Here is a 19,499-nt window from a genome sequence, read left to right as displayed (position 1 = left end):
ATCGTCATGCGAATGCGCCAGTACTCCGCCGACCTCACACCGCCATGGAAGAAGCCGAAGCCCGTGCCGGAGGTCGCCGCGGAGGCGGACCTCGTGGTGGAGGAGCTGGGCACCGGCTTCTGCGGAGCGGTGATCCGCTGCGAGAAGACGGCGGAGGGTCCGACGGTGACCCTGGAGGACCGCTTCGGCAAGCAGCGGGTCTTCCCGATGACTCCCGGGGGCTTCGACCTGGAGGGCCGGACGGTCACGCTCGTCCGCCCGTCGGCGACCGCTCCTCCCGTACGTCCCACACGCACCGCATCCGGTTCGGTGGCGGTGCCGGGAGCGCGGGCCCGGGTCGCCCGGGCCGGCCGGATCTACGTAGAGGGGCGGCACGACGCGGAACTCGTCGAGCGGGTGTGGGGCGACGACCTGCGCATCGAGGGCGTGGTCGTCGAGTACCTGGAGGGCATCGACGACCTCCCCGCGATCGTCACGGAGTTCTCCCCCGGCCCCGACGCACGCCTCGGCGTCCTGGTGGACCACTTGGTACCCGGCTCCAAGGAGTCGAGGATCGCGGCGGAGGTGAGTTCTTCCTCGGCGCTGGTGGTGGGGCATCCCTATATCGACGTGTGGGAGGCGGTGAAGCCGTCGTCGGTGGGGATCGAGGCGTGGCCCCGGGTCCCGCGCGGCCAGGACTGGAAGACGGGCGTCTGCGAGGCGCTCGGGTGGCCGCTGAACACTGGGGCGGCGTGGCAGCGGATCCTGGGTTCGGTGCACAGTTACCGGGATCTGGAGCCGGCGCTGCTCGGCCGCGTGGAGGAACTGATCGACTTCGTCACGGGGACGGACACCTGACCGCCCCGTCACTCCGCGGCGGATCTTTTCCCGCCCCTCCGCCCGCCTGTCCGCCCGTCCGCCCGCCCGTCCGCCGAATTACCTCGCATCTCCTCCTGAGCGTTGGGCCGCGCGTTCGTTCTTTTCGGCCTGCCCGGCGTTTGAGGACCGGGGTCTGGGGCGGAGCCCCAGAGTCTCGGGAAGAGGCGGGACGGGGGAAAGGCCCCGCAGGGACGCCCTGACCTCAGTCCACCAGGTCCCGCACCACCGCGTCCGCCAGCAACCGCCCCCGCAGCGTAAGAACCGCCCGCCCCTGCCCGTAGGGCCCCGCCTCCAGCAGACCGTCGGCGAGCGCCCGCCCCGCGGCGGCGAGCCCCGCAGGGTGCAGCAAGGTCAACGGGCATCCTTCGAGCAGCCGCAGCTCAAGCAGGATCCGCTCCACCCGCCGGTCCTCCGCGGCGAGAATCTCCCGCCCGGCCCCCGGCGAGCGCCCAGCGGCGAGCGCCCCCGCATAAGCCCCGGGATGCTTCACGTTCCACCACCGCACACCCCCCACATGGCTGTGGGCCCCGGGCCCGGCCCCCCACCAGTCGGCGCCCCGCCAGTACAACTCGTTGTGCAGGCAGCGCCCGGCCTCGGAGGTGGCCCAGTTGGACACCTCGTACCAGGAGAATCCCGCGCCCGCGAGCACCTCGTCGGCGATCAGATACCGGTCCGCGTGGACGTCGTCGTCCGTCATCGGCACCTCCCCGCGCCGGATCCGCCGCGCCAGCTGCGTGCCCTCCTCGACGATCAGGGCGTAGGCGCTGACGTGGTCGGGTCCGGCGCCGATCGCGGCGTCGAGGGTGGCCCGCCAGTCGTCGTCCGTCTCACCCGGTGTGCCGTAGATGAGGTCCAGGTTGACGTGCTCGAAGCCGGCGGCCCGCGCCTCCGCCACGCACGCCTCGGGCCGCCCGGGGGTGTGCGTACGGTCGAGCACCTTCAGTACGTGCTGCTTGGCGCTCTGCATCCCGAAGGAGACACGGTTGAATCCCCCGGCCCGCAGCTCGCTCAGGTACGCGGGGTCGACGGACTCCGGGTTCGCCTCGGTGGTGATCTCCGCGTCGTCCGCGAGCCCGAACTCCTCCCGCACGGCGCCCAGCATGCGGACCAGATCGGACGCGGCGAGGAGCGTCGGCGTACCGCCGCCGACGAAGACCGTCCGCACCGGGCGCGGGTCGTCGCCCAGGGTCTTGCGCGCGAGCCGCACCTCGTCGATCAGTGTGTCCGCGTAGTTGTCGCGTGAGGCGAGCACGCCGCCTGAACCGCGCAGCTCGGTCGCCGTGTAGGTGTTGAAGTCGCAGTAGCCGCAGCGCGTGGCGCAGTACGGGACGTGGAGGTAGAAGCCGAGCGGACGGGCCCCCGCTCCCTGTAGGGCGGACGCGGGCAGCGCGCCGTCCTCGGGCATGGGCTCACCATCGGGCAGTGCGGAAGGCATACCTTCGATTGTCCCGCACCGCGGGGCGACCCGACGCCGCGCACAGAACCGCTCCCGCCGAAGCTGCCGGAGCCACCGCTGCGCCCGCGACACCAGCACAGCCGTGTTGCCGTCCACCGGCTTCTCGGAGGCCGCGTCCCCCCGGGGGACGTCCCCGGTGAACGCGGCCGTACGGAACAGCCCGACCGTCCAATACGCCGAGCGGCGAGATCACTGCGCCTGCAACACAAGCACCGCCATATCGTCGTCCAACGGCCTCTCCGAAAACTCGTGCACCATCCTCTTGATCCGTTCCGCCACCAGAACCGCGTCCAGGCCCGTGCAGCCCGCGAGCGCCGTGGTCAGGCCGTCGCCGTCGTCGAACATCTCTCGGCCGGCCCGGCGCTCCGTCACCCCGTCCGTGACGCAGAGCAGTGTGTCGCCGGCCCAGAGCTCGAACGTTTCGCTGGTGTACTTCGCGTCGTCGACGACCCCGAGCAGCAGCTGGGGCGTGGCCGCGGACTGGACCGTGCCGTCCGGGGAGAGCAGGAGCGGCAGCGGATGTCCGGCGCTCGCCACCGTGCAGCGGACGCCGCCGCCGTCCATGGGCACGAGCTCTCCGTAGAGCATGGAGAGGAAGCGGGATGTGGGCCCGTCGGCCGGCGGGCTCTGGCCGCCCGCGACCGCGAGCACCGCGGCCGCCGCGTCCGCCGCCTCCGTCGCGTCGTCGAGGAGGAGCTGGTTGAGGCGGTCGAGGACCTCCGCGACCTTGTATCCCTCGCGGGCGAGCAGCCGCAGCCACGGCCGGGCGAGGCCGATCACGACGGCCGCTTCGACGCCCTTGCCCTGTACGTCGCCGAGCGCGAAGCACCAGCGGTTCTTGCCCGCCTGGAACACGTCGTAGAAGTCGCCGCCGGGACCGCCCTTGTCCCGCGGCTCGTACACCACGGCGCTGTGCATCCCGGGGATGTCCGCGACGGAGCTCGGCAGCAGGCCGCGCTGCAGGACCTGACTGATGGTGGCCTGCCGCTGGTAGCGGCGCGCGGCGCTGATGGCGAGCGCGACGCGGCGGCTGAAGTCCTCGACGAGGCCGGTGACTTCGTCGGCGAAGCGCATCTCCCCGGCCCGCCCGATGACGAGCGTGCCCAGCGAACCTCCGCCCGCCATGAGCCGGTAGGCCAGGGCCGTGCCGGGCTCTTCGTCGGTCACCGTCCCGCCGGGCCACGGCACGGGGACGGCGCCGGTTCCCGCCGATTCGGGCAGCCGGGGCGGGTCCTTCTCCAGGCTGCGGCGCAGTTCCTCCATGCGCTGCTCGCTGGCGTGCCAGACGCGGGCGAGCCGTGCCGACGTACCGCTGCTCGCGCTGTCGCGCGGCGCGGCCTCCGATTCGTCGTCGAGCCACACCGCACACCAGTCCGCGAGCCGCGGCACGAGGAGCTGCCCGACGAGAGCGGCCACCAGTTCCTCGTCGAACTGCCCGGCGAGCAGATCGGACGCCTCGGCGAGGAAGGTGAGCGCGCCGCGGTTGACCCACTCCGTCTCGTGCGCGATCCGCTTCGGCAGTGGCGCGAGGATCTCCGTGCCGCGCAGCCCGCGCTGTATCGCCTGTTCGGTCGCGTACGACTCGATCTCCTGTATGGCCTGCGCGCCCCCGACCGGAAGGCGGGCCCAGACGGCCTTGGTGCCGGTGCGGTAGGTGATGCCCCAGGAGTCGGAGAGGGCCGCGACGAGCTGAAGGCCCCTGCCGTACTCGGGTGTTCCCGGCAGCTGGTGCTTGGGGTCGCTGCGGACCGTGCGGGCGGGGTGGTGGTCGGAGACCTCGATGACCAGGGAGTCGGTCTCCTCCCCCAGGCCCGCCTCGTCGAGCCGGCACAGCAGCTCGACCGTCGTGCCCGCGTGCACGACGGCGTTCGTGACGAGTTCGCTGACCAGCAGCACGGCGTCGTCCGTGACCCGCTCCGTTATGCCCGCCGCCGCAGGAACAGAGAGCTCGGTCCAGTCCGCGAGCGCCGCGCGCACGAACTTGCGTGCGGCGGCGGGCGCCGACGGGTTTCCGGGCAGTGATGTGCACACCACGGCAGGCGGGCCGGGCTCGTGCCCCGGCTGGGTGGACACACGGAAAGTGGTCTCCCGTTGCATCGGAATGGACCCCACGTTTCGGCTCCTGAGCAGTTCGGTCGAATACGCCTCAGCCGACACCGACAGAGTGACAGACTGGCCATGCCCATAAGCACCGAGTTACCGAAGTGGGCCGCTATGAGTGAGAACAGTGCTATGCCCGCGCTCGATTCCGGTCGGATTCCAGCACAGAAACCCATACCTTCGCCGACTCCCGGACTCCCTCCGGACGAGGCCTCAGCACCCCCGGAGCACGCCCCGGAAGCGATCTCCGACCTGCGCCCGCTTCTGGCCGCCATGCGGGCGGCGCGGGACGGCGACTTCACCAAGGTCGCGGTGACCGGTCACGGCCTGACGGCCGAGCTGCACACCGTGTTCAACGAAATGCTGGACCGCTCCCTCCACTTCGACGGCGAACTCGCCCGCGTGCGCCGGGAGATCATCCGCCTCGGCCATCTCGACGAGCGGTTCTCCGCGAGCCCGGGGCAGGGCAGCTGGGCCACGCGCGTCCAGGACATCAACTCCCTGCTCAACTCGCTTGTCGCCCCCGCGGCCAACGCCACCCGTGTCCTGAACGCGGTCGCGGGCGGCGACCTCACCCAGCGCGTGGACCTGCACGACGGCTCCCGCGAGCTGCGGGGCGACCTGCGGCGCCTGGGCCGTGCGGTGAACACGATGGTCGACCAGCTCTCGCTCTTCACGGGCGAGGTCACCCGCGTCGCCCGCGAGGTCGGCACGGAGGGGCGGCTCGGCGGGCGCGCCAAGGTGCGCGGCCTCTCGGGCAGTTGGCGTGATGTGACGGAGGCCGTGAACACGATGGCCTCCCGGCTCACCGCACAGGTGCGCGATATCGCCTTGGTGACGACCGCGGTCGCGCAGGGTGATCTGACACGGACAGTGACCGTCGAGGCGACGGGAGAGCTGCTCGAACTGAAGCTGACCGTCAACACGATGGTCGAGCAGCTCTCGGCGTTCGCCGCCGAGGTGACGCGTGTCGCCCGCGAGGTCGGCACCGAGGGCCAGTTGGGCGGCCGGGCGCAGGCCCGTGGTGTGTCGGGGGTCTGGAAGGACCTCACCGACAACGTCAACTTCATGGCGTCGAACCTCACCTCCCAGGTGCGCAACATCGCCCAGGTGACCACGGCCGTCGCCAACGGCGACCTGAGCCAGAAGATCACCGTCGACGCCCGGGGCGAGATCCTGGAGCTGAAGTCGACGGTGAACACGATGGTGGACCAGCTCTCGGCCTTCGCGGACGAGGTGACCCGGGTGGCCCGCGAGGTCGGCACGGAAGGAAATCTGGGCGGCCGTGCTCAGGTGCGGGGTGTGTCGGGGGTCTGGAAGGACCTCACGGACAACGTCAACTTCATGGCGGACAATCTCACCTCCCAGGTGCGCAACATCGCCCTCGTGTCGACGGCCGTCGCCCAGGGGGACCTCGGCAAGAAGATCACGGTCGAGGCGAAGGGCGAGATCCTCGAACTGAAGTCGACCATCAACACGATGGTGGACCAGCTCTCGGCCTTCGCCGACGAGGTGACCCGGGTGGCCCGCGAGGTCGGCACCGAAGGCAACCTCGGCGGTCAGGCCCAGGTGCGCGGCGTCTCCGGCGTCTGGAAGGACCTCACCGACAACGTCAACTTCATGGCGCTGAACCTCACCTCCCAGGTGCGCAACATCGCCCAGGTGACCACGGCCGTCGCCAACGGCGACCTGTCCAAGATGATCACGGTGACGGCGCGCGGCGAGATCCTGGAGCTGAAGGACACCGTCAACACGATGGTGGAGCAGCTGCGTGCCTTCGCGGACGAGGTGACCCGCGTGGCCCGCGAGGTCGGCACGGACGGGCGGCTCGGCGGGCGGGCCCAGGTGCTCGGTGTGTCGGGCGTGTGGAAGGACCTCACCGACAACGTCAACTACATGGCCGACAACCTCACGGGACAGGTCCGCAACATCGCGCAGGTCGCGACGGCGGTGGCCCAGGGCGACCTCTCCAAGAAGATCGACGTGGACGCGCGCGGCGAGATCCTGGAGCTGAAGACCACCATCAACACCATGGTGGACACGCTGTCCTCCTTCTCCTCCGAGGTCACCCGGGTGGCCCGCGAGGTCGGTTCCGAGGGTCAACTGGGCGGCCAGGCGCGGGTCGAGGGCGTCTACGGCACGTGGAAGCGCCTGACGACGAACGTGAACGAGCTCGCTCTGAACCTCACCACGCAGGTCCGCGCGATCGCCGAGGTCGCGTCCGCCGTGGCCCAGGGCGACATGACCCGTTCCATCACCGTCGAGACCCGGGGCGAGGTCTCCGAGCTCAAAAACAACATCAACGTCATGGTCTCCAACCTCCGCGAGACCACCCGCGCCAAGGACTGGCTGGAGTCGAACCTCGCCCGTCTCGCGGGTCTGATGCAGGGCCACCGTGACCTGATGGAGGTCGCGGACCTGATCCTGCGCGAGCTGACCCCGCTGGTGAACGCGCAGTACGGAGCCTTCTTCCTGGCCGACCCGGACGCGGGAGAGACCGCGACGCTGCAGGCTCCGCCCGTCAAGGGGCTCGCCTTCATCGCCGGGTACGGCTCCGGGCAGGGCTCGGTGGTCGACACGGGCGCCATGCCCGCGCACGGCCTGGTGCGTCAGGCCGCCCTGGAGAAGAAGCGGATCCTCGTGGACGAGGTGCCGCCCGACTACATCAAGATCATCTCGGGCCTCGGGGACGCGACGCCGGCCAGCCTGGTGATCATCCCCATCCTCTTCGAGGACAAGCTGCTCGGCGTGATCGAGCTGGCCACGTTCTCCCGCTTCTCGGACGTGCACCTCGCGTTCTTCGACCAGTTCGTGAGCACGATCGGCGTCGCGATCAACACGATCATCGCCAACTCCCGCACGGAATCACTGCTCAGCGAGTCCCAGCGGCTCGCCACTCAGCTCCAGGACCGCTCCGACGAACTCCAGCTCCAGCAGGCTGAGTTGCAGCGCTCGAACGCCGAGCTGGAGGAGAAGGCGGCCCTCCTCGCCACGTCCTCGCAGTACAAGTCGGAGTTCCTCGCGAACATGTCGCACGAGCTGCGCACGCCGCTGAACTCCCTGCTCATCCTTGCCCGGCTGCTCTCCGACAATCCCGACAGCCATCTCTCCGACCAGGAAGTACAGTTCGCGACCACGATCCACCGCTCGGGCTCCGATCTCCTCCAACTCATCAACGACATCCTGGACTTGTCGAAGATCGAGGCGGGCCGGATGGACGTACGGCCCAAGAAGCTCCCCCTGATCAAGGTCCTCGACTACGTCCATGCGACGTTCCGTCCGCTCACTCTCGACCGTGGGCTCGCCTTCGAGGTGTCGGTCGGCGAGGACGTACCGCGCGAGATGTTCTCGGACGAGCAGCGGCTCCAGCAGATCCTGCGCAACCTCCTGTCGAACGCGGTCAAGTTCACCGCCACCGGCCGCGTCGAGCTGCGCGTGAGCCGGGTCAAACACACGAGTGACCGGCTGCACGAGGGCGACCGGCTCTGTTTCGCCGTCAAGGACACCGGCATCGGCATCCCGGTCGACCAGCTCCCGGCCATCTTCGAGGCGTTCCAGCAGGCCGACGGCACCACCAACCGGAAGTACGGCGGCACCGGCCTCGGCCTCTCCATCAGCCGCGAGATCGCCGGGCTCCTGGGCGGCCGCATCACCGCGGAGAGCAGCCCGGGCCGGGGCTCCACCTTCTCGCTGTACGTCCCCGTGGTGCACCCCGGACACGGGCCCGCGGCGGCGGCGTACGCGGCGACCAGGGAACTGACGACGCCGGAGCCGCACGACGAGCGGGTCACCATGTCCCCGCACACCTTCCACGAACAGAACGACAGCTGGCCGACCCCCACCAAGCTGGAGGAGTACAGGGAAGGCGAGGCCGGCCGCATATTGCGTGGGCGCCGCGTCCTGATCGTGGACGACGACATCCGCAACGTCTTCGCGCTCACCCACGTACTGAGCCGCGTCGGCATGCCCGTCCTGTACGCGGAGAACGGCCGCGAAGGAATCGAGACCCTGGAGCGCAACCCCGACACCGACCTGATCCTGATGGACATCATGATGCCGGAGATGGACGGGTACGAAACCATCACCGCGATCCGCCGCACCCCACGCTGGACCGGCCTTCCCATCATCGCGCTGACCGCCAAGGCGATGCCCGGCGACCGCGAGAAGGCCATCGAGCAGGGCGCCAGCGACTACGTACCCAAACCTGTGGATGTGGACCAGCTACTCACCGTCGCCTGTGCACTCCTTGCCCCCGAGAGCAATGACACGGACGAGCCAGGCACACCCACCGCAGAAGAGAAGCCCGTTGTTCCGGAACCAGCAGACACTCTCGGGGAGGCTGCTGTTCCGCCGACGATCGAATGAGGCACCATCACCATGAGTACTGAGGTCATGACCGACAACCGCGCGAGCATCCTTCTTGTCGATGACATGGAGGACAACCTGATGGCGCTCGAAGCTGTCCTGGGTTCGCTCAACGAACCACTGGTGCGCGCGCGTTCGGGCGAGGAGGCGATGAAGGCCCTCTTGCGGCAACGATTCGCCGTGATCCTCCTGGACGTCCGCATGCCGGGGATGGACGGCTTCGAGACCGCGTCGAACATCAAGCGGCTCGACCAGACCAAGGACGTGCCCATCATCTTCCTGACGGGCACCGACAACGACGCGGGCTATGCCTTTCGGGGCTACGCGACGGGCGCCGCGGACTACCTCACCAAACCGTTCGACCCCTGGGTACTGCGCTCCAAGGTCACCGTCTTCCTCGAACTGCACCGCAAGAACCAGCAGTTGGAGAAGATCCTGGCGCGCGAGCAGCAGCAGTTCGCCGAGCTGGCGGCCCGTCTCTCGGCGATCGAGGCGCACATGGCCGCGAGCAGCCTGGGCGACGTACTCGAACTGCGCCACCACGTGACACACATGGAGGACCTGGTGAACGAGATGCGGCGCGGGCGGGGCGCCTGACCCGGCCGGCCCATGGACCGGACGCCGCGCCCGCGTACAGGGGTTGCGGCTCAGGCCTCGCGGGAGCCCGCGTACATCTCGTCGATCAGGTGCTGGTACTCCCGCTCGACGACCGGGCGCTTCAGCTTCAGGCTGGGCGTCAGTTCGCCGTGCTCGATGTCCAGGTCGCGGGGCAGCAGCTTGAACTTCTTGACGGTCTGCCAGCGCTGGAGGCCTTCGTTGAGCTGCTTCACATAGCCCTCGATGAGCTCGACCGTCGCCGGGGCGGAGACCACGTCGGCGTAGCTCTTGCCGTCCAGGCCGTTGTCCTTGGCCCAGGCCAGGATGGCCGGCTCGTCGAGCGCGATCAGGGCGGTGCAGAAGTTCCGGTCGGCGCCGTGCACCAGGATGTTGGAGACGTACGGGCAGACGGCCTTGAACTGGCCCTCGACCTCGGCGGGCGCGATGTACTTGCCGCCGGAGGTCTTGATCAGGTCCTTCTTGCGGTCGGTGATCCGGAGGTAGCCGTCCTCGGACAGCTCACCGATGTCCCCGGTGTGGAACCACCCGTCGGACTCAAGAACCTCGGCCGTCTTCTCGTCGAGGCCGTGGTAGCCCTCCATGATGCCGGGGCCGCGCAGCAGGATCTCGCCGTCGTCCGCGATCCTGACCTCGGTGCCGGGCAGCGGCTTGCCGACGGTGCCGGTGCGGTAGGCCTCACCGGGGTTGACGAAGGAGGCGGCGGAGGACTCGGTGAGTCCGTAGCCCTCCAGGATGTGGATGCCCGCGCCGGCGAAGAAGTAGCCGATGTCGGGCGCGAGCGCGGCCGACCCGGAGACGGCGGCGCGCAGACGTCCGCCGAAGGCGTCGCGCAGCTTGGAGTAGACGAGCGCGTCGGCGACCTTGTGCTTGGCGCCGAGCCCGAAGGGCACGGACGCGGATCCGGTCCTGCGGAAGTTGTCCTGGCTGACCTTCGCGTACTCGCGGGAGACGTCGGCCGCCCACAGGAAGATCTTGTACTTGGCGCCGCCACCGGCCCGCGCCTTGGCCGCGACCCCGTTGTAGACCTTCTCGAAGATGCGCGGCACGGCGGCCATGTACGTCGGCTGCACCACCGGCAGGTTCTCGATGATCTTGTCGACCCGGCCGTCGACCGCGGTGACGTGCCCCAGCTCGATCTGCCCCGAGGTCAGCACCTTGCCGAAGACGTGCGCGAGCGGCAGCCACAGGTACTGCACGTCGTCCGGGCCGAGCAGACCGGTCGACGCGATGGCCTTGGCCATGTACGACCAGTTGTCCTGCGGCAGGCGCACGCCCTTGGGGCGGCCCGTGGTGCCGGAGGTGTAGATGATCGTGGCGAGCTGGTCCTTGGTGATCGCCGCGATCCGCTCCTTGACGGCCTCGGGGTTCTTCTCCAGATGGGCGGCGCCGCGCGCCTCCAGATCGGCGAGCGTGAGCACCCAGCCTTCGGGGTCGCCGTCGGCGGGCCCCGCACCCTCGGTGTCGATCACCACGACGTGCCGAAGATCGGGCAGCTCGGCGCGCTTCTCGCGCGCCTTGGCGAGCTGCGCGGCGTTCTCGGCGATGAGGACCCGGCTGCCGGAGTCGGCCAGGATGTAGGTGGACTCCTCGGCGTTGGTCTGCGGATACACCGTGGTGGTGGCCGCGCCCGCGCAGAGGATGCCGAGGTCGGCGAGGATCCACTCGACCCGCGTGGACGAGGCGAGCGCCACCCGGTCCTCGGGGGCGAGGCCGAGCTCGATCAGGCCCGCGGCAATGGCGTAGACGCGCTCGGCGGCCTGCGCCCAGCTCAGCGACTTCCATTCGTCGGGGCCGTCGCCGGAGGCAGCCGGCGTGGGATAGCGGTAGGCCTCTGCATCGGGCGTGGCCGCCACGCGCTCAAGGAAGAGATGCGCCACGGACGGCGGACGGTTCTCGATCAAGGTCTGTGTGTCGCTCACGACATCCTCCGGACCCGCGACATGGCGGCGACTGGCTGGCGGCTGCTGGTCTTGTTTAACTTGCGAGTAACCTACGAGCAGTGATCAGAGTAGAACGCTGAAGCCCAGCGCGTAAGGGGCTTCTGCCTGTCACTTCATACAAGAACGGGTCCGCCGCGCAAGAGCGCGACGGACCCGCTGAGATGCCCCTGTGCCGCCCGTGTCGGACGGGGCCGGAGTTACTTCTTCGCCTTGCCCGGACCACTGTCGTCGCTGGAGAGCACCGCGATGAAGGCTTCCTGCGGCACCTCGACGGAGCCGACCATCTTCATGCGCTTCTTGCCCTCCTTCTGCTTCTCGAGCAGCTTGCGCTTACGGGAGATGTCACCGCCGTAGCACTTGGCGAGCACGTCCTTGCGGATGGCGCGGATGGTCTCGCGGGAGATGACCCTGGAGCCGATGGCGGCCTGGACGGGGATCTCGAAGGCCTGCCGCGGGATGAGCTCCCGCAGCTTGGCCACCAGGCGCACGCCGTACGCGTACGCGGCGTCCTTGTGCGTGACGGCGGAGAACGCGTCGACGCGGTCGCCGTGCAGCAGGATGTCGACCTTCACCAGGTCGGCGGACTGCTCGCCGGTGGGCTCGTAGTCCAGGGACGCGTAACCGCGGGTCTTGGACTTCAGCTGGTCGAAGAAGTCGAAGACGATCTCGGCGAGGGGGAGGGTGTAGCGGATCTCCACCCGGTCCTCGGAGAGGTAGTCCATGCCGAGGAGGGTGCCGCGGCGGGTCTGGCAGAGCTCCATGATCGAGCCGATGAACTCGCTGGGCGCGAGGAGAGTGGCGCGCACGACAGGCTCGTAGACCTTGTCGATCTTGCCCTCGGGGAACTCGCTCGGGTTGGTGACCGTGTGCTCTGTGCCGTCCTCCATGTCCACGCGGTAGACCACGTTGGGGGCGGTGGCGATCAGGTCGAGCCCGAACTCGCGCTCAAGGCGCTCACGGATCACGTCGAGGTGCAGAAGCCCCAGGAAGCCGACGCGGAAGCCGAAGCCGAGCGCGGCCGAGGTCTCCGGCTCGTAGACAAGGGCGGCGTCGTTGAGCTGCAGCTTGTCGAGGGCCTCGCGCAGGTCCGGGTACTCCGATCCGTCCAGCGGATAGAGGCCCGAGAAGACCATCGGCTTGGGGTCCTTGTAACCGCCGAGGGCCTCGGTCGCGCCCTTGTTCAGGGAGGTGATCGTGTCACCGACCTTGGACTGACGTACGTCCTTCACGCCGGTGATGATGTAGCCCACCTCACCGACGCCGATGCCGTCGGCCGGGGTCATCTCGGGGGACGACACACCGATCTCGAGCAGCTCGTGCGTGGCGCCGGTCGACATCATCCGGATCCGCTCACGCTTGTTGAGCTGGCCGTCGACCACTCGTACGTACGTCACGACGCCCCGGTAGGAGTCGTACACCGAGTCGAAGATCATCGCGCGCGCGGGCGCGTCGGCGACGCCGACCGGCGGCGGAACCTCTGCGACGACCTTGTCGAGCAGCGCCTCGACACCCATGCCGGTCTTCGCGGAGACCTTCAGCACGTCTTCGGGGTCGCAGCCGATGAGGTTGGCGAGCTCCTCCGAGAACTTCTCCGGCTGGGCGGCCGGCAGGTCGATCTTGTTGAGCACCGGAACGATCTTGAGGTCGTTCTCCATCGCCAGATAGAGGTTGGCGAGAGTCTGCGCCTCGATGCCCTGCGCCGCGTCGACGAGGAGGATCGTGCCCTCGCACGCCGCGAGCGAGCGCGACACCTCGTACGTGAAGTCCACGTGCCCCGGGGTGTCGATCATGTTGAGAATGTGGGTCTTGCTCTGCTCGGGCCCCTCCGTGGGGGCCCAGGGCAGACGCACCGCCTGGGACTTGATCGTGATGCCGCGCTCACGCTCGATGTCCATGCGGTCGAGGTACTGGGCGCGCATCTGCCGCTGGTCGACCACACCGGTCAGCTGGAGCATGCGGTCGGCGAGCGTGGACTTGCCGTGGTCGATGTGCGCGATGATGCAGAAATTACGGATCAGAGCCGGGTCGGTACGGCTCGGCGCGGGCACATTATTAGGGGTCGCGGGCACGCAGGGTCCTGTCTCTTGAGGCGCCTGTCGCCTCGGGTCGGATCTATACGTAGATTCCATGGTCCCATGGGTGGGGCACTGGGCCCGGATCGGGCAGGTCAGGGTGGGGGGACGAGACCGGGACGAGACCGGGACGAGACCGGATTGGGCCGGTCGTGGGGCGACTGGTAATCTGGGCAGCTGTGTCTCCTGGACTTACTGGGCTCATGGGTCTCTCGGCCCATGGGTTTCGCGGTCCTGGGGCACATGTCAAAGAAACTCAGCTGCAGTACCTCTGCAGTACCTGAACCTGAAAAGGCTCTTTCGTGGCGAACATCAAGTCCCAGATCAAGCGGATCAAGACCAACGAGAAGGCGCGTCAGCGCAACAAGGCGGTCAAGTCTTCGCTGAAGACCGCGATCCGCAAGGCCCGCGAGGCCGTTGCCGCGGGTGACACCCAGAAGGCCGTCGAGGCGACGCGCGTTGCTTCGCGTGAGCTCGACAAGGCCGTCTCCAAGGGCGTCATCCACAAGAACCAGGCCGCCAACAAGAAGTCGGCGCTTGCTTCGAAGGTCGCGACCCTCCAGGGCTGAGGCTCTTGCCCCGGCTCGCCGGGGCGCTGATCAATCCTCCCGCGAGGGTAATTCGAGCCCTCTACCTCGAATCGCGGACAGACCACGCAGTACGCCACGCTGCGACGATGCCCCCGGCCCACTCCGGGGGCATTGCTGTGTCCGGGGTGCCACCAGGGGGGGGTGCGGGGCCCGGAAGAGGCGCGGGGCCCGGAAGAGGCGCGGGCCGGAGGGGGCGCGGGGAACTGAGCGGCCTAAGGGGCGCGGGGAACTGCGTGACCTGCCACGGACTACCCGCAGATTCCGAACCGGCCGTCTTACGGGGAGGCCCAGCGGGAGGTGGGTTCAGCGACGGGGCCTGGCCGCGCGGGCGATGGCGACGACGGCCTTCTCCAGCGCGTACTCCGGATCATCCCCGCCCCCCTTGACCCCCGCGTCGGCCGCCGCGACAGCGGTAAGCGCGGCGGCCACTCCGTCCGGCGTCCAGCCCCTCATCTGCTGCCGGACTCGGTCGATCTTCCAGGGAGGCATACCCAGCTCACGGGCGAGGTCGGCGGGCCGCCCGCCCCGTGCGGAGGAGAGCTTCCCGATGGCCCGCACGGCCTGTGCGAGCGCGCTGGTGATCAGGACGGGGGCGACGCCGGTCGACAGGGACCAGCGCAACGCTTCGAGCGCTTCGGCCGCCCGGCCCTCCACGGCACGGTCGGCCACGGTGAAGCTGGAGGCCTCGGCGCGGCCCGTGTAATAGCGGCCGACGATCGCCTCGTCGATCGTGCCCTCGACATCCGCCACCAGCTGGGACACCGCCGAAGCGAGCTCCCTCAGATCGCTGCCGATCGAGTCGACAAGGGCCTGGCACGCCTCCGGCGTCGCCGAACGGCCCAGGGCACGGAACTCGCTCCGTACGAACGAGAGCCGGTCCGCGGCCTTGGTCATCTTGGGGCAGGCGACCTCACGGGCCCCCGCCTTGCGGGCGGCGTCGAGCAGCGCCTTGCCCTTGGCACCGCCCGCGTGCAGCAGGACGAGGGTGATCTCCTCGGCCGGTGACCCGAGATACGCCTTCACGTCCTTGACCGTGTCGGCCGACAGATCCTGCGCGTTACGGACGATCACGACCTTGCGCTCGGCGAAGAGCGAGGGGCTTGTCAGCTCGTCGAGCGTGCCGGGCTGCAACTGGTCGGAGGTGAGGTCGCGCACGTCCGTGTCCGCGTCGGAGGCACGGGCGGCCGCGACCACCTGCTGCACGGCGCGGTCGAGGAGGAGGTCCTCCTGGCCCACGGCGAGCGTGAGAGGAGCGAGCGGGTCGGCGGTATCTGTCTTCCTGGCCATCGCGGTAAAGCATCCCACGCGGCACTGACAGCCCGTCCCGTGCAGCCGGTTCACGGAAGGCTCGCCCCGTACCGGAGAATGGGGCGGTGACCGACGTACGACATGTCCTGGTGCTGCCCGACCGCGATACCGCGGAAGAGGTGGCGGAAGAACTCCCCGACCGTTTCGGCGTGCGCGAGCAGCCCCAACTGGTCCGCGACGCCCTGGCCGGCGAGGACGACGCCGAGGACGCCCAGTGGCTCGTCGTGATCGAGGACCCCGAGCGGCGCCTCGACCGATCGGCGCTCGACGAACTGGCGGCGGAGCACGAGGGCTGGCTCGAAGCTCCCTAGGCCGGGCTCACCAGGCCGGGCTTCCCAAGCCAGGTTTCCCAGGCCGGGCTCCCCAGGCCGGGCTTCCCAGGCCGGGCTTCCCGACGGAGCCCGGCGTCAGCGACGGAGCCCGGCGTCAGCCCTTGGACAGGACCTGTATGTCGAGGTCGATCGTGATGCTGGGGCCGACCGCCGCGATGCCGCGGGCGAGCATGGTCTGCCAGTTGATCGTGAAGTCGTCGCGGTGCAGCTCGGTGGAGGCGCGACAGGCGACGCGGGTCTCACCCTCCAGGCCGTGGCCCACCCCGAGGTACTCCGTCTCGAGCGTGACCGTACGCGTCACGCCGTGCAGCGTCAGGCCGCCGGTGATCGCCCAACGGGTGCCGCCCTTGTGCACGAAGCGGTCGCTGTAGAACTCCATCGTCGGGAAGCGCTCCACGTCGAGGAAGTCACCGGACCGCAGGTGGTCGTCCCGCATCTTCACCGCGGTGTCGATGGAGGCGGCGTCGATGACGACATGCATCGCGGAGTCCTCCATGCGCTCTCCCAGCCTTATGACACCCGCGAAGCTGTTGAACCGGCCGTGGATACGGGCAAGCCCGATGTGCCGCGCGGTGAAGGCGACCGAGGTGTGCTGGGGGTCGATCTCCCAGTCGCCGGGCTCGGGCAGCGCCGGGGGCTGAGCTATCTGAAGCATGACGTCACCGAGGGAGGCGTGCGCGCTCTCCCCGACCGTGGCGTTCGCCCGGTACGGAGTGAACCCTTCCGCCGAGACCGCCAAGCGGTACTCCCCGGCCGGAACAGTGGCGACGAACGAACCGAACGGGTCAAGCCCTCCGCCGACGACCTTGCGCCCCATGGCATCGCTGACCGAGAACTCCGCGTGCCGCACGGGCTCATTGACGGGATCGAGCACCCGGCAGCTGAGCACGCCCGCGCTGGGCGGGATCGCCACTGCCGACAAGGGCCCTCCGGCCCGTCCTGCCCGGCCTGTCAGCCCTGCGCCACCGGCTCTTCCTGCTCCACCGGCCCGATCGGTCCGACCGGCTCGGTTCCTGCGGTCTCCCAGCCAACGGCCGAACATATGCGACACACCCCCGCGCACCTTGACAACTCCTGTCCCGAAGGGGCATTCGATCACCGTTGCGGCATTCGATGCAACACGAACCCACTTCGCTGCAATTCGGTTAAGGCCGACGGGCTGGACCCGGCGGCTCGGACCCGGCGGCTCGCCAGGGCGCTCGCGTGGCCACCTCCAGCCTCGGAGCCGCTCCGCCCGCCGACGGGGCCGCCGGTCTGCCGGTCGGCCCGATGACCGCGATCGAGCCGTCCGTATCCGTCCGCAGAACCTGCGCTCCCCCGGCCCGCAACGCCGCGACCGTGCGGGGCGCCGGGTGCCCGTACGAGTTGTCCCTGCCACAAGAGATGAGCGCGAGGCGCGGCGCGGTCCGCCGCATCAGTCCGGGGTCCTGATAGGCCGAGCCGTGGTGCGCGACCTTGAGCACGTCCACGGGAGGCAGCGCCGCCACGGCCGGTGTGCGCGAGAGGGCTCGCTGGGCGGGCGGCTCGAGATCGCCGAGCAGGAGCAGGGTCACCCCCTTGGCGCGGACGAGCAGGGTGACGCTGGCGTCGTTCGGGCCATCGGGGGTCGGCACCGGGCCCTGGCCCGCCGCCGCGGGCCAGAGGACCTGCCAGTCGAGGGCGCCGCCGCCCGCACGGCGCCGCTCCCCCGCCACGGCACGGGTCACCGGAATCTGATGGGCGGCCGCCTGATCCGTGACGAACTTCGCCTGTTCGAACGGCTCTTGATACCCCGTCGTCTGGATCGCCCCGACCGAACGCCCCCGCAGCACGCCCGGCAGGCCCGCCACGTGGTCCGCGTGAAAGTGGGTCAACACGACGAGCGGCACACGGGTCACGCCGAGCAGACGCAGACAGCGATCCACGAGCACCGGGTCAGGACCCGCGTCGACGACCACTCCCGCCCCGTCACCGGCGGCGAGCACGGTGGCATCCCCCTGGCCCACATCGCACATCGCGAACCGCCAGCCAGGCGGCGGCCAGCCCGCGATCACCCGGACGAGGGGCGGGGGTTGCACGATCGTGAGGAGGAGCAGCAGGGCGCAGGCCGCGCTGAGCCAGGGGTGCCTGATGAGCCTGCGGCCGACCAGCACCACGCCGACCGTGGCAAGGGCGAGCAGCAGACCACCACGCCAGCCACCGGGCCAGTCGACTCCGCTCCCCGGCAGAGCCGCACCCGTGCGCGCGATGTCCGCGATCCACGCGGCCGGCCAACTCGCCCACCATGCGACGAACTTGGCGACCGGCATGGCCACTGGAGCCGTCGCGAGCGTGGCGAAGCCAAGGACCGTGGCGGGCGCGACGGCCACCTCCGCGAGGAGGTTGCAGGGGATCGCCACGAGGCTCACCCGTGCCGCGATGACGGCGACGACCGGCGCGCACATCGCCTGCGCGGCACCCGCGGCGGCCAACGCCTCGGCCAGGCGCGGAGGCACCCCGCGTCTTTGAAGCGCGGCGCTCCATCTCGGGGCGAGGGTGAGCAGGGCGCTGGTGGCCAGGACGGAGAGCAGGAAGCCGGGGCTGCGGGCCAGCCACGGGTCGTACAGGACGAGCAGCAGCACGGCTGCGGCCAGGGCCGGGATCAGCGACCGACGCCGTCCCGTACCGATGGCGAGCAGCGCGATCACCCCGCACGCCGCGGCCCGCAGCACGCTCGGGTCCGGTCGGCAGACGATGACGAAGCCGAGAGTGAGGGCGCCGCCGATCAGCGCGGTCGCCCGCAGCGGGATCCCGAGCCGTGGTGCGATACCCCGCCGCTCGGCGCGCTGAGCGAGGCCCGGCGGGCCGATGAGCAGCGCGAGGACGATCGTGAGATTGGCCCCGCTCACGGCGAGGAGGTGCGTCAGGTCGGTTGCCCTGAAGGCCTCTTCCAGCTCGGGCGGCACGCGGGAGGTGTCCCCGACCACAAGACCGGGCAACAGCGCCCGCGCATCGGGCGGCAACCCATCCGTGGCCTCCCGCAGCCCGCCCCGCAACCGCCCCGCCAGGCGCTGCGGCCCTGACGGTGCCTCGATCACCCGCGGCGTCTGCTCTCCGGCCACCCGGACCACCGCCGCGACGCGGTCACTCTGCGGCAAGGGAGGCGACAGGCTCGCCCGGATGCGCAGCCTGGTGGACGGAAGGAGCGCGAGCCAGCGCGCCCTGTGCCAGGGGCCTGCGGCATCCCCGCCGCCGGCCGCGCCCCCAGGGCCTTGTCCGTCCCCGTCCCCGTCCCCGTCCCCATCTCCATCCCCGTCCCTGTCCCCGTCCCTGTCCTCCGCGAAGACCAGGGCCGGGGTTCGGGTCACGGATGTCCTGCCGTCGTGCGTCGTGACCCGGACGATCTCCGCGTCCAGCATCACGGAGGGCGGCGCGGCCTGGGCTCCCGGGACCCGGGGCCGGGTGATCCGGGGATCGGATGTGACCTCCACATCGACCTCCACATCGGCATATTGGTCAGCCAGCGCAGGGACCGGGCCCCGGTGCAGGTCGGCCCCGTGCAACGCCGCGGAGGCAGCGCCCGCCGCGGCGCAGAGGAGGACGGCCGCCACCGAGACCCGCCGCCAGGGTTGGCGCCCCGCACCCGTCGGCCGCCCCCGCACCGTCCACACCACCAGCAGGGCGCCCGCCACCCCCACACAGACCGCCACAGCCGCGATCACCCACCGGGGCGGCGCGTCCAGCGCCAGGGCCGCCGTTCCCCAGGCCGCGAGGGCGGGTGGCACGAGACGCAGGTCCGGTGGGCCCTCCTGGCGAGGGTGCGCGTCCCCGAGCCGACGCCCGGGATGGGCGTCGTCGGTGGTGCCGCCTACGTCTGTCGAGGCTCCGGACATCGTGGCGGC

12 protein-coding genes are annotated in these 19,499 nt (G+C 70.0%); 5 read left to right on the top strand and 7 right to left on the bottom strand.

Annotated elements, in window-relative coordinates:
• The first annotated feature begins 12 nt into the window (after positions 1-12).
• Positions 13-837 (top strand): DUF3097 domain-containing protein, encoded by an 825-nt coding sequence (locus ACFVXC_RS21180; protein ID WP_389907257.1) that lies wholly within the window; start codon positions 13-15, stop codon positions 835-837.
• A gap of 223 nt (positions 838-1,060) precedes the next feature.
• Here the strand turns inward: ACFVXC_RS21180 and hemW are convergent, their stop codons facing one another.
• Entirely contained in the window at positions 1,061-2,293 is a 1,233-nt protein-coding gene (gene hemW / locus ACFVXC_RS21175) for a radical SAM family heme chaperone HemW (RefSeq protein ID WP_389907255.1), read from the bottom strand.
• A 210-nt stretch (positions 2,294-2,503) separates the two neighbouring features.
• Complete coding sequence (locus ACFVXC_RS21170; protein WP_389907253.1) at positions 2,504-4,426, bottom strand: SpoIIE family protein phosphatase; 1,923 nt, start codon at positions 4,424-4,426, stop codon at positions 2,504-2,506.
• Positions 4,427-4,687: 261 nt separating this feature from the next.
• On the opposite strand from ACFVXC_RS21170, the gene ACFVXC_RS21165 reads away from it, so the two are divergent.
• Both ACFVXC_RS21165 and ACFVXC_RS21160 read left to right on the top strand, forming a co-directional pair.
• Positions 4,688-8,779, top strand: a complete 4,092-nt coding sequence (locus ACFVXC_RS21165) for a HAMP domain-containing protein (RefSeq protein WP_389907471.1) — start codon at positions 4,688-4,690, stop codon at positions 8,777-8,779.
• Between the two features lie 12 nt (positions 8,780-8,791).
• Positions 8,792-9,376 (top strand): two-component system response regulator, encoded by a 585-nt coding sequence (locus tag ACFVXC_RS21160; protein ID WP_389907251.1) that lies wholly within the window; start codon positions 8,792-8,794, stop codon positions 9,374-9,376.
• 50 nt (positions 9,377-9,426) lie between these two features.
• Here the strand turns inward: ACFVXC_RS21160 and ACFVXC_RS21155 are convergent, their stop codons facing one another.
• Both ACFVXC_RS21155 and lepA read right to left on the bottom strand, forming a co-directional pair.
• Positions 9,427-11,316, bottom strand: coding sequence for an AMP-dependent synthetase/ligase (locus ACFVXC_RS21155; RefSeq protein WP_389907249.1), 1,890 nt, complete (start codon positions 11,314-11,316; stop codon positions 9,427-9,429).
• Positions 11,317-11,534: 218 nt separating this feature from the next.
• Positions 11,535-13,406 carry a translation elongation factor 4 gene (lepA, locus tag ACFVXC_RS21150; protein ID WP_389907247.1) on the bottom strand — a complete coding sequence of 624 codons (1,872 nt, stop codon included), beginning with the start codon at positions 13,404-13,406 and terminating at the stop codon, positions 11,535-11,537.
• A 305-nt stretch (positions 13,407-13,711) separates the two neighbouring features.
• Here lepA and rpsT point away from each other — a divergent pair, with 305 nt between their 5' ends.
• Positions 13,712-13,978 carry a 30S ribosomal protein S20 gene (rpsT, locus tag ACFVXC_RS21145; protein WP_389907245.1) on the top strand — a complete coding sequence of 89 codons (267 nt, stop codon included), beginning with the start codon at positions 13,712-13,714 and terminating at the stop codon, positions 13,976-13,978.
• Between the two features lie 324 nt (positions 13,979-14,302).
• On the opposite strand, the gene holA is transcribed toward rpsT, so the two are convergent.
• Positions 14,303-15,286, bottom strand: coding sequence for a DNA polymerase III subunit delta (gene holA / locus ACFVXC_RS21140; RefSeq protein ID WP_389907243.1), 984 nt, complete (start codon positions 15,284-15,286; stop codon positions 14,303-14,305).
• An 86-nt stretch (positions 15,287-15,372) separates the two neighbouring features.
• On the opposite strand from holA, the gene ACFVXC_RS21135 reads away from it, so the two are divergent.
• Positions 15,373-15,618 carry a hypothetical protein gene (locus tag ACFVXC_RS21135; protein WP_389907241.1) on the top strand — a complete coding sequence of 82 codons (246 nt, stop codon included), beginning with the start codon at positions 15,373-15,375 and terminating at the stop codon, positions 15,616-15,618.
• Positions 15,619-15,733: 115 nt separating this feature from the next.
• Here ACFVXC_RS21135 and ACFVXC_RS21130 read toward each other — a convergent pair whose 3' ends face one another.
• Positions 15,734-16,681, bottom strand: a complete 948-nt coding sequence (locus tag ACFVXC_RS21130) for a YceI family protein (RefSeq protein ID WP_389907469.1) — start codon at positions 16,679-16,681, stop codon at positions 15,734-15,736.
• A 103-nt stretch (positions 16,682-16,784) separates the two neighbouring features.
• The gene (locus tag ACFVXC_RS21125; RefSeq protein WP_389907239.1) at positions 16,785-19,490 is read right to left on the bottom strand and encodes a ComEC/Rec2 family competence protein; all 2,706 of its coding nucleotides are present in this window, start codon (positions 19,488-19,490) and stop codon (positions 16,785-16,787) included.
• Between the last annotated feature and the right edge of the window lie 9 nt (positions 19,491-19,499).

Origin of the sequence: Streptomyces sp. NPDC058257 (genome assembly GCF_042881845.1) — a bacterium.
Lineage (GTDB): Bacteria > Actinomycetota > Actinomycetes > Streptomycetales > Streptomycetaceae > Streptomyces.
The sequence above is the reverse complement of the archived record's forward strand: the minus strand, read 5'-3'. Positions and strand labels throughout refer to the sequence as shown.

Excerpts from the sequence above, each read along its gene's own strand:
- ACFVXC_RS21180 (WP_389907257.1), top strand. The coding sequence starts at position 13 with ATGCGCCAGTACTCCGCCGACCTCACACCGCCATGGAAGAAGCCGAAG.
- hemW (WP_389907255.1), bottom strand. The coding sequence starts at position 2,293 with ATGCCTTCCGCACTGCCCGATGGTGAGCCCATGCCCGAGGACGGCGCG.
- ACFVXC_RS21165 (WP_389907471.1), top strand. The coding sequence starts at position 4,688 with ATGCGGGCGGCGCGGGACGGCGACTTCACCAAGGTCGCGGTGACCGGT.
- ACFVXC_RS21160 (WP_389907251.1), top strand. The coding sequence starts at position 8,792 with ATGAGTACTGAGGTCATGACCGACAACCGCGCGAGCATCCTTCTTGTC.
- holA (WP_389907243.1), bottom strand. The coding sequence starts at position 15,286 with ATGGCCAGGAAGACAGATACCGCCGACCCGCTCGCTCCTCTCACGCTC.
- ACFVXC_RS21130 (WP_389907469.1), bottom strand. The coding sequence starts at position 16,681 with ATGTTCGGCCGTTGGCTGGGAGACCGCAGGAACCGAGCCGGTCGGACC.
- ACFVXC_RS21125 (WP_389907239.1), bottom strand. The coding sequence starts at position 19,490 with ATGTCCGGAGCCTCGACAGACGTAGGCGGCACCACCGACGACGCCCAT.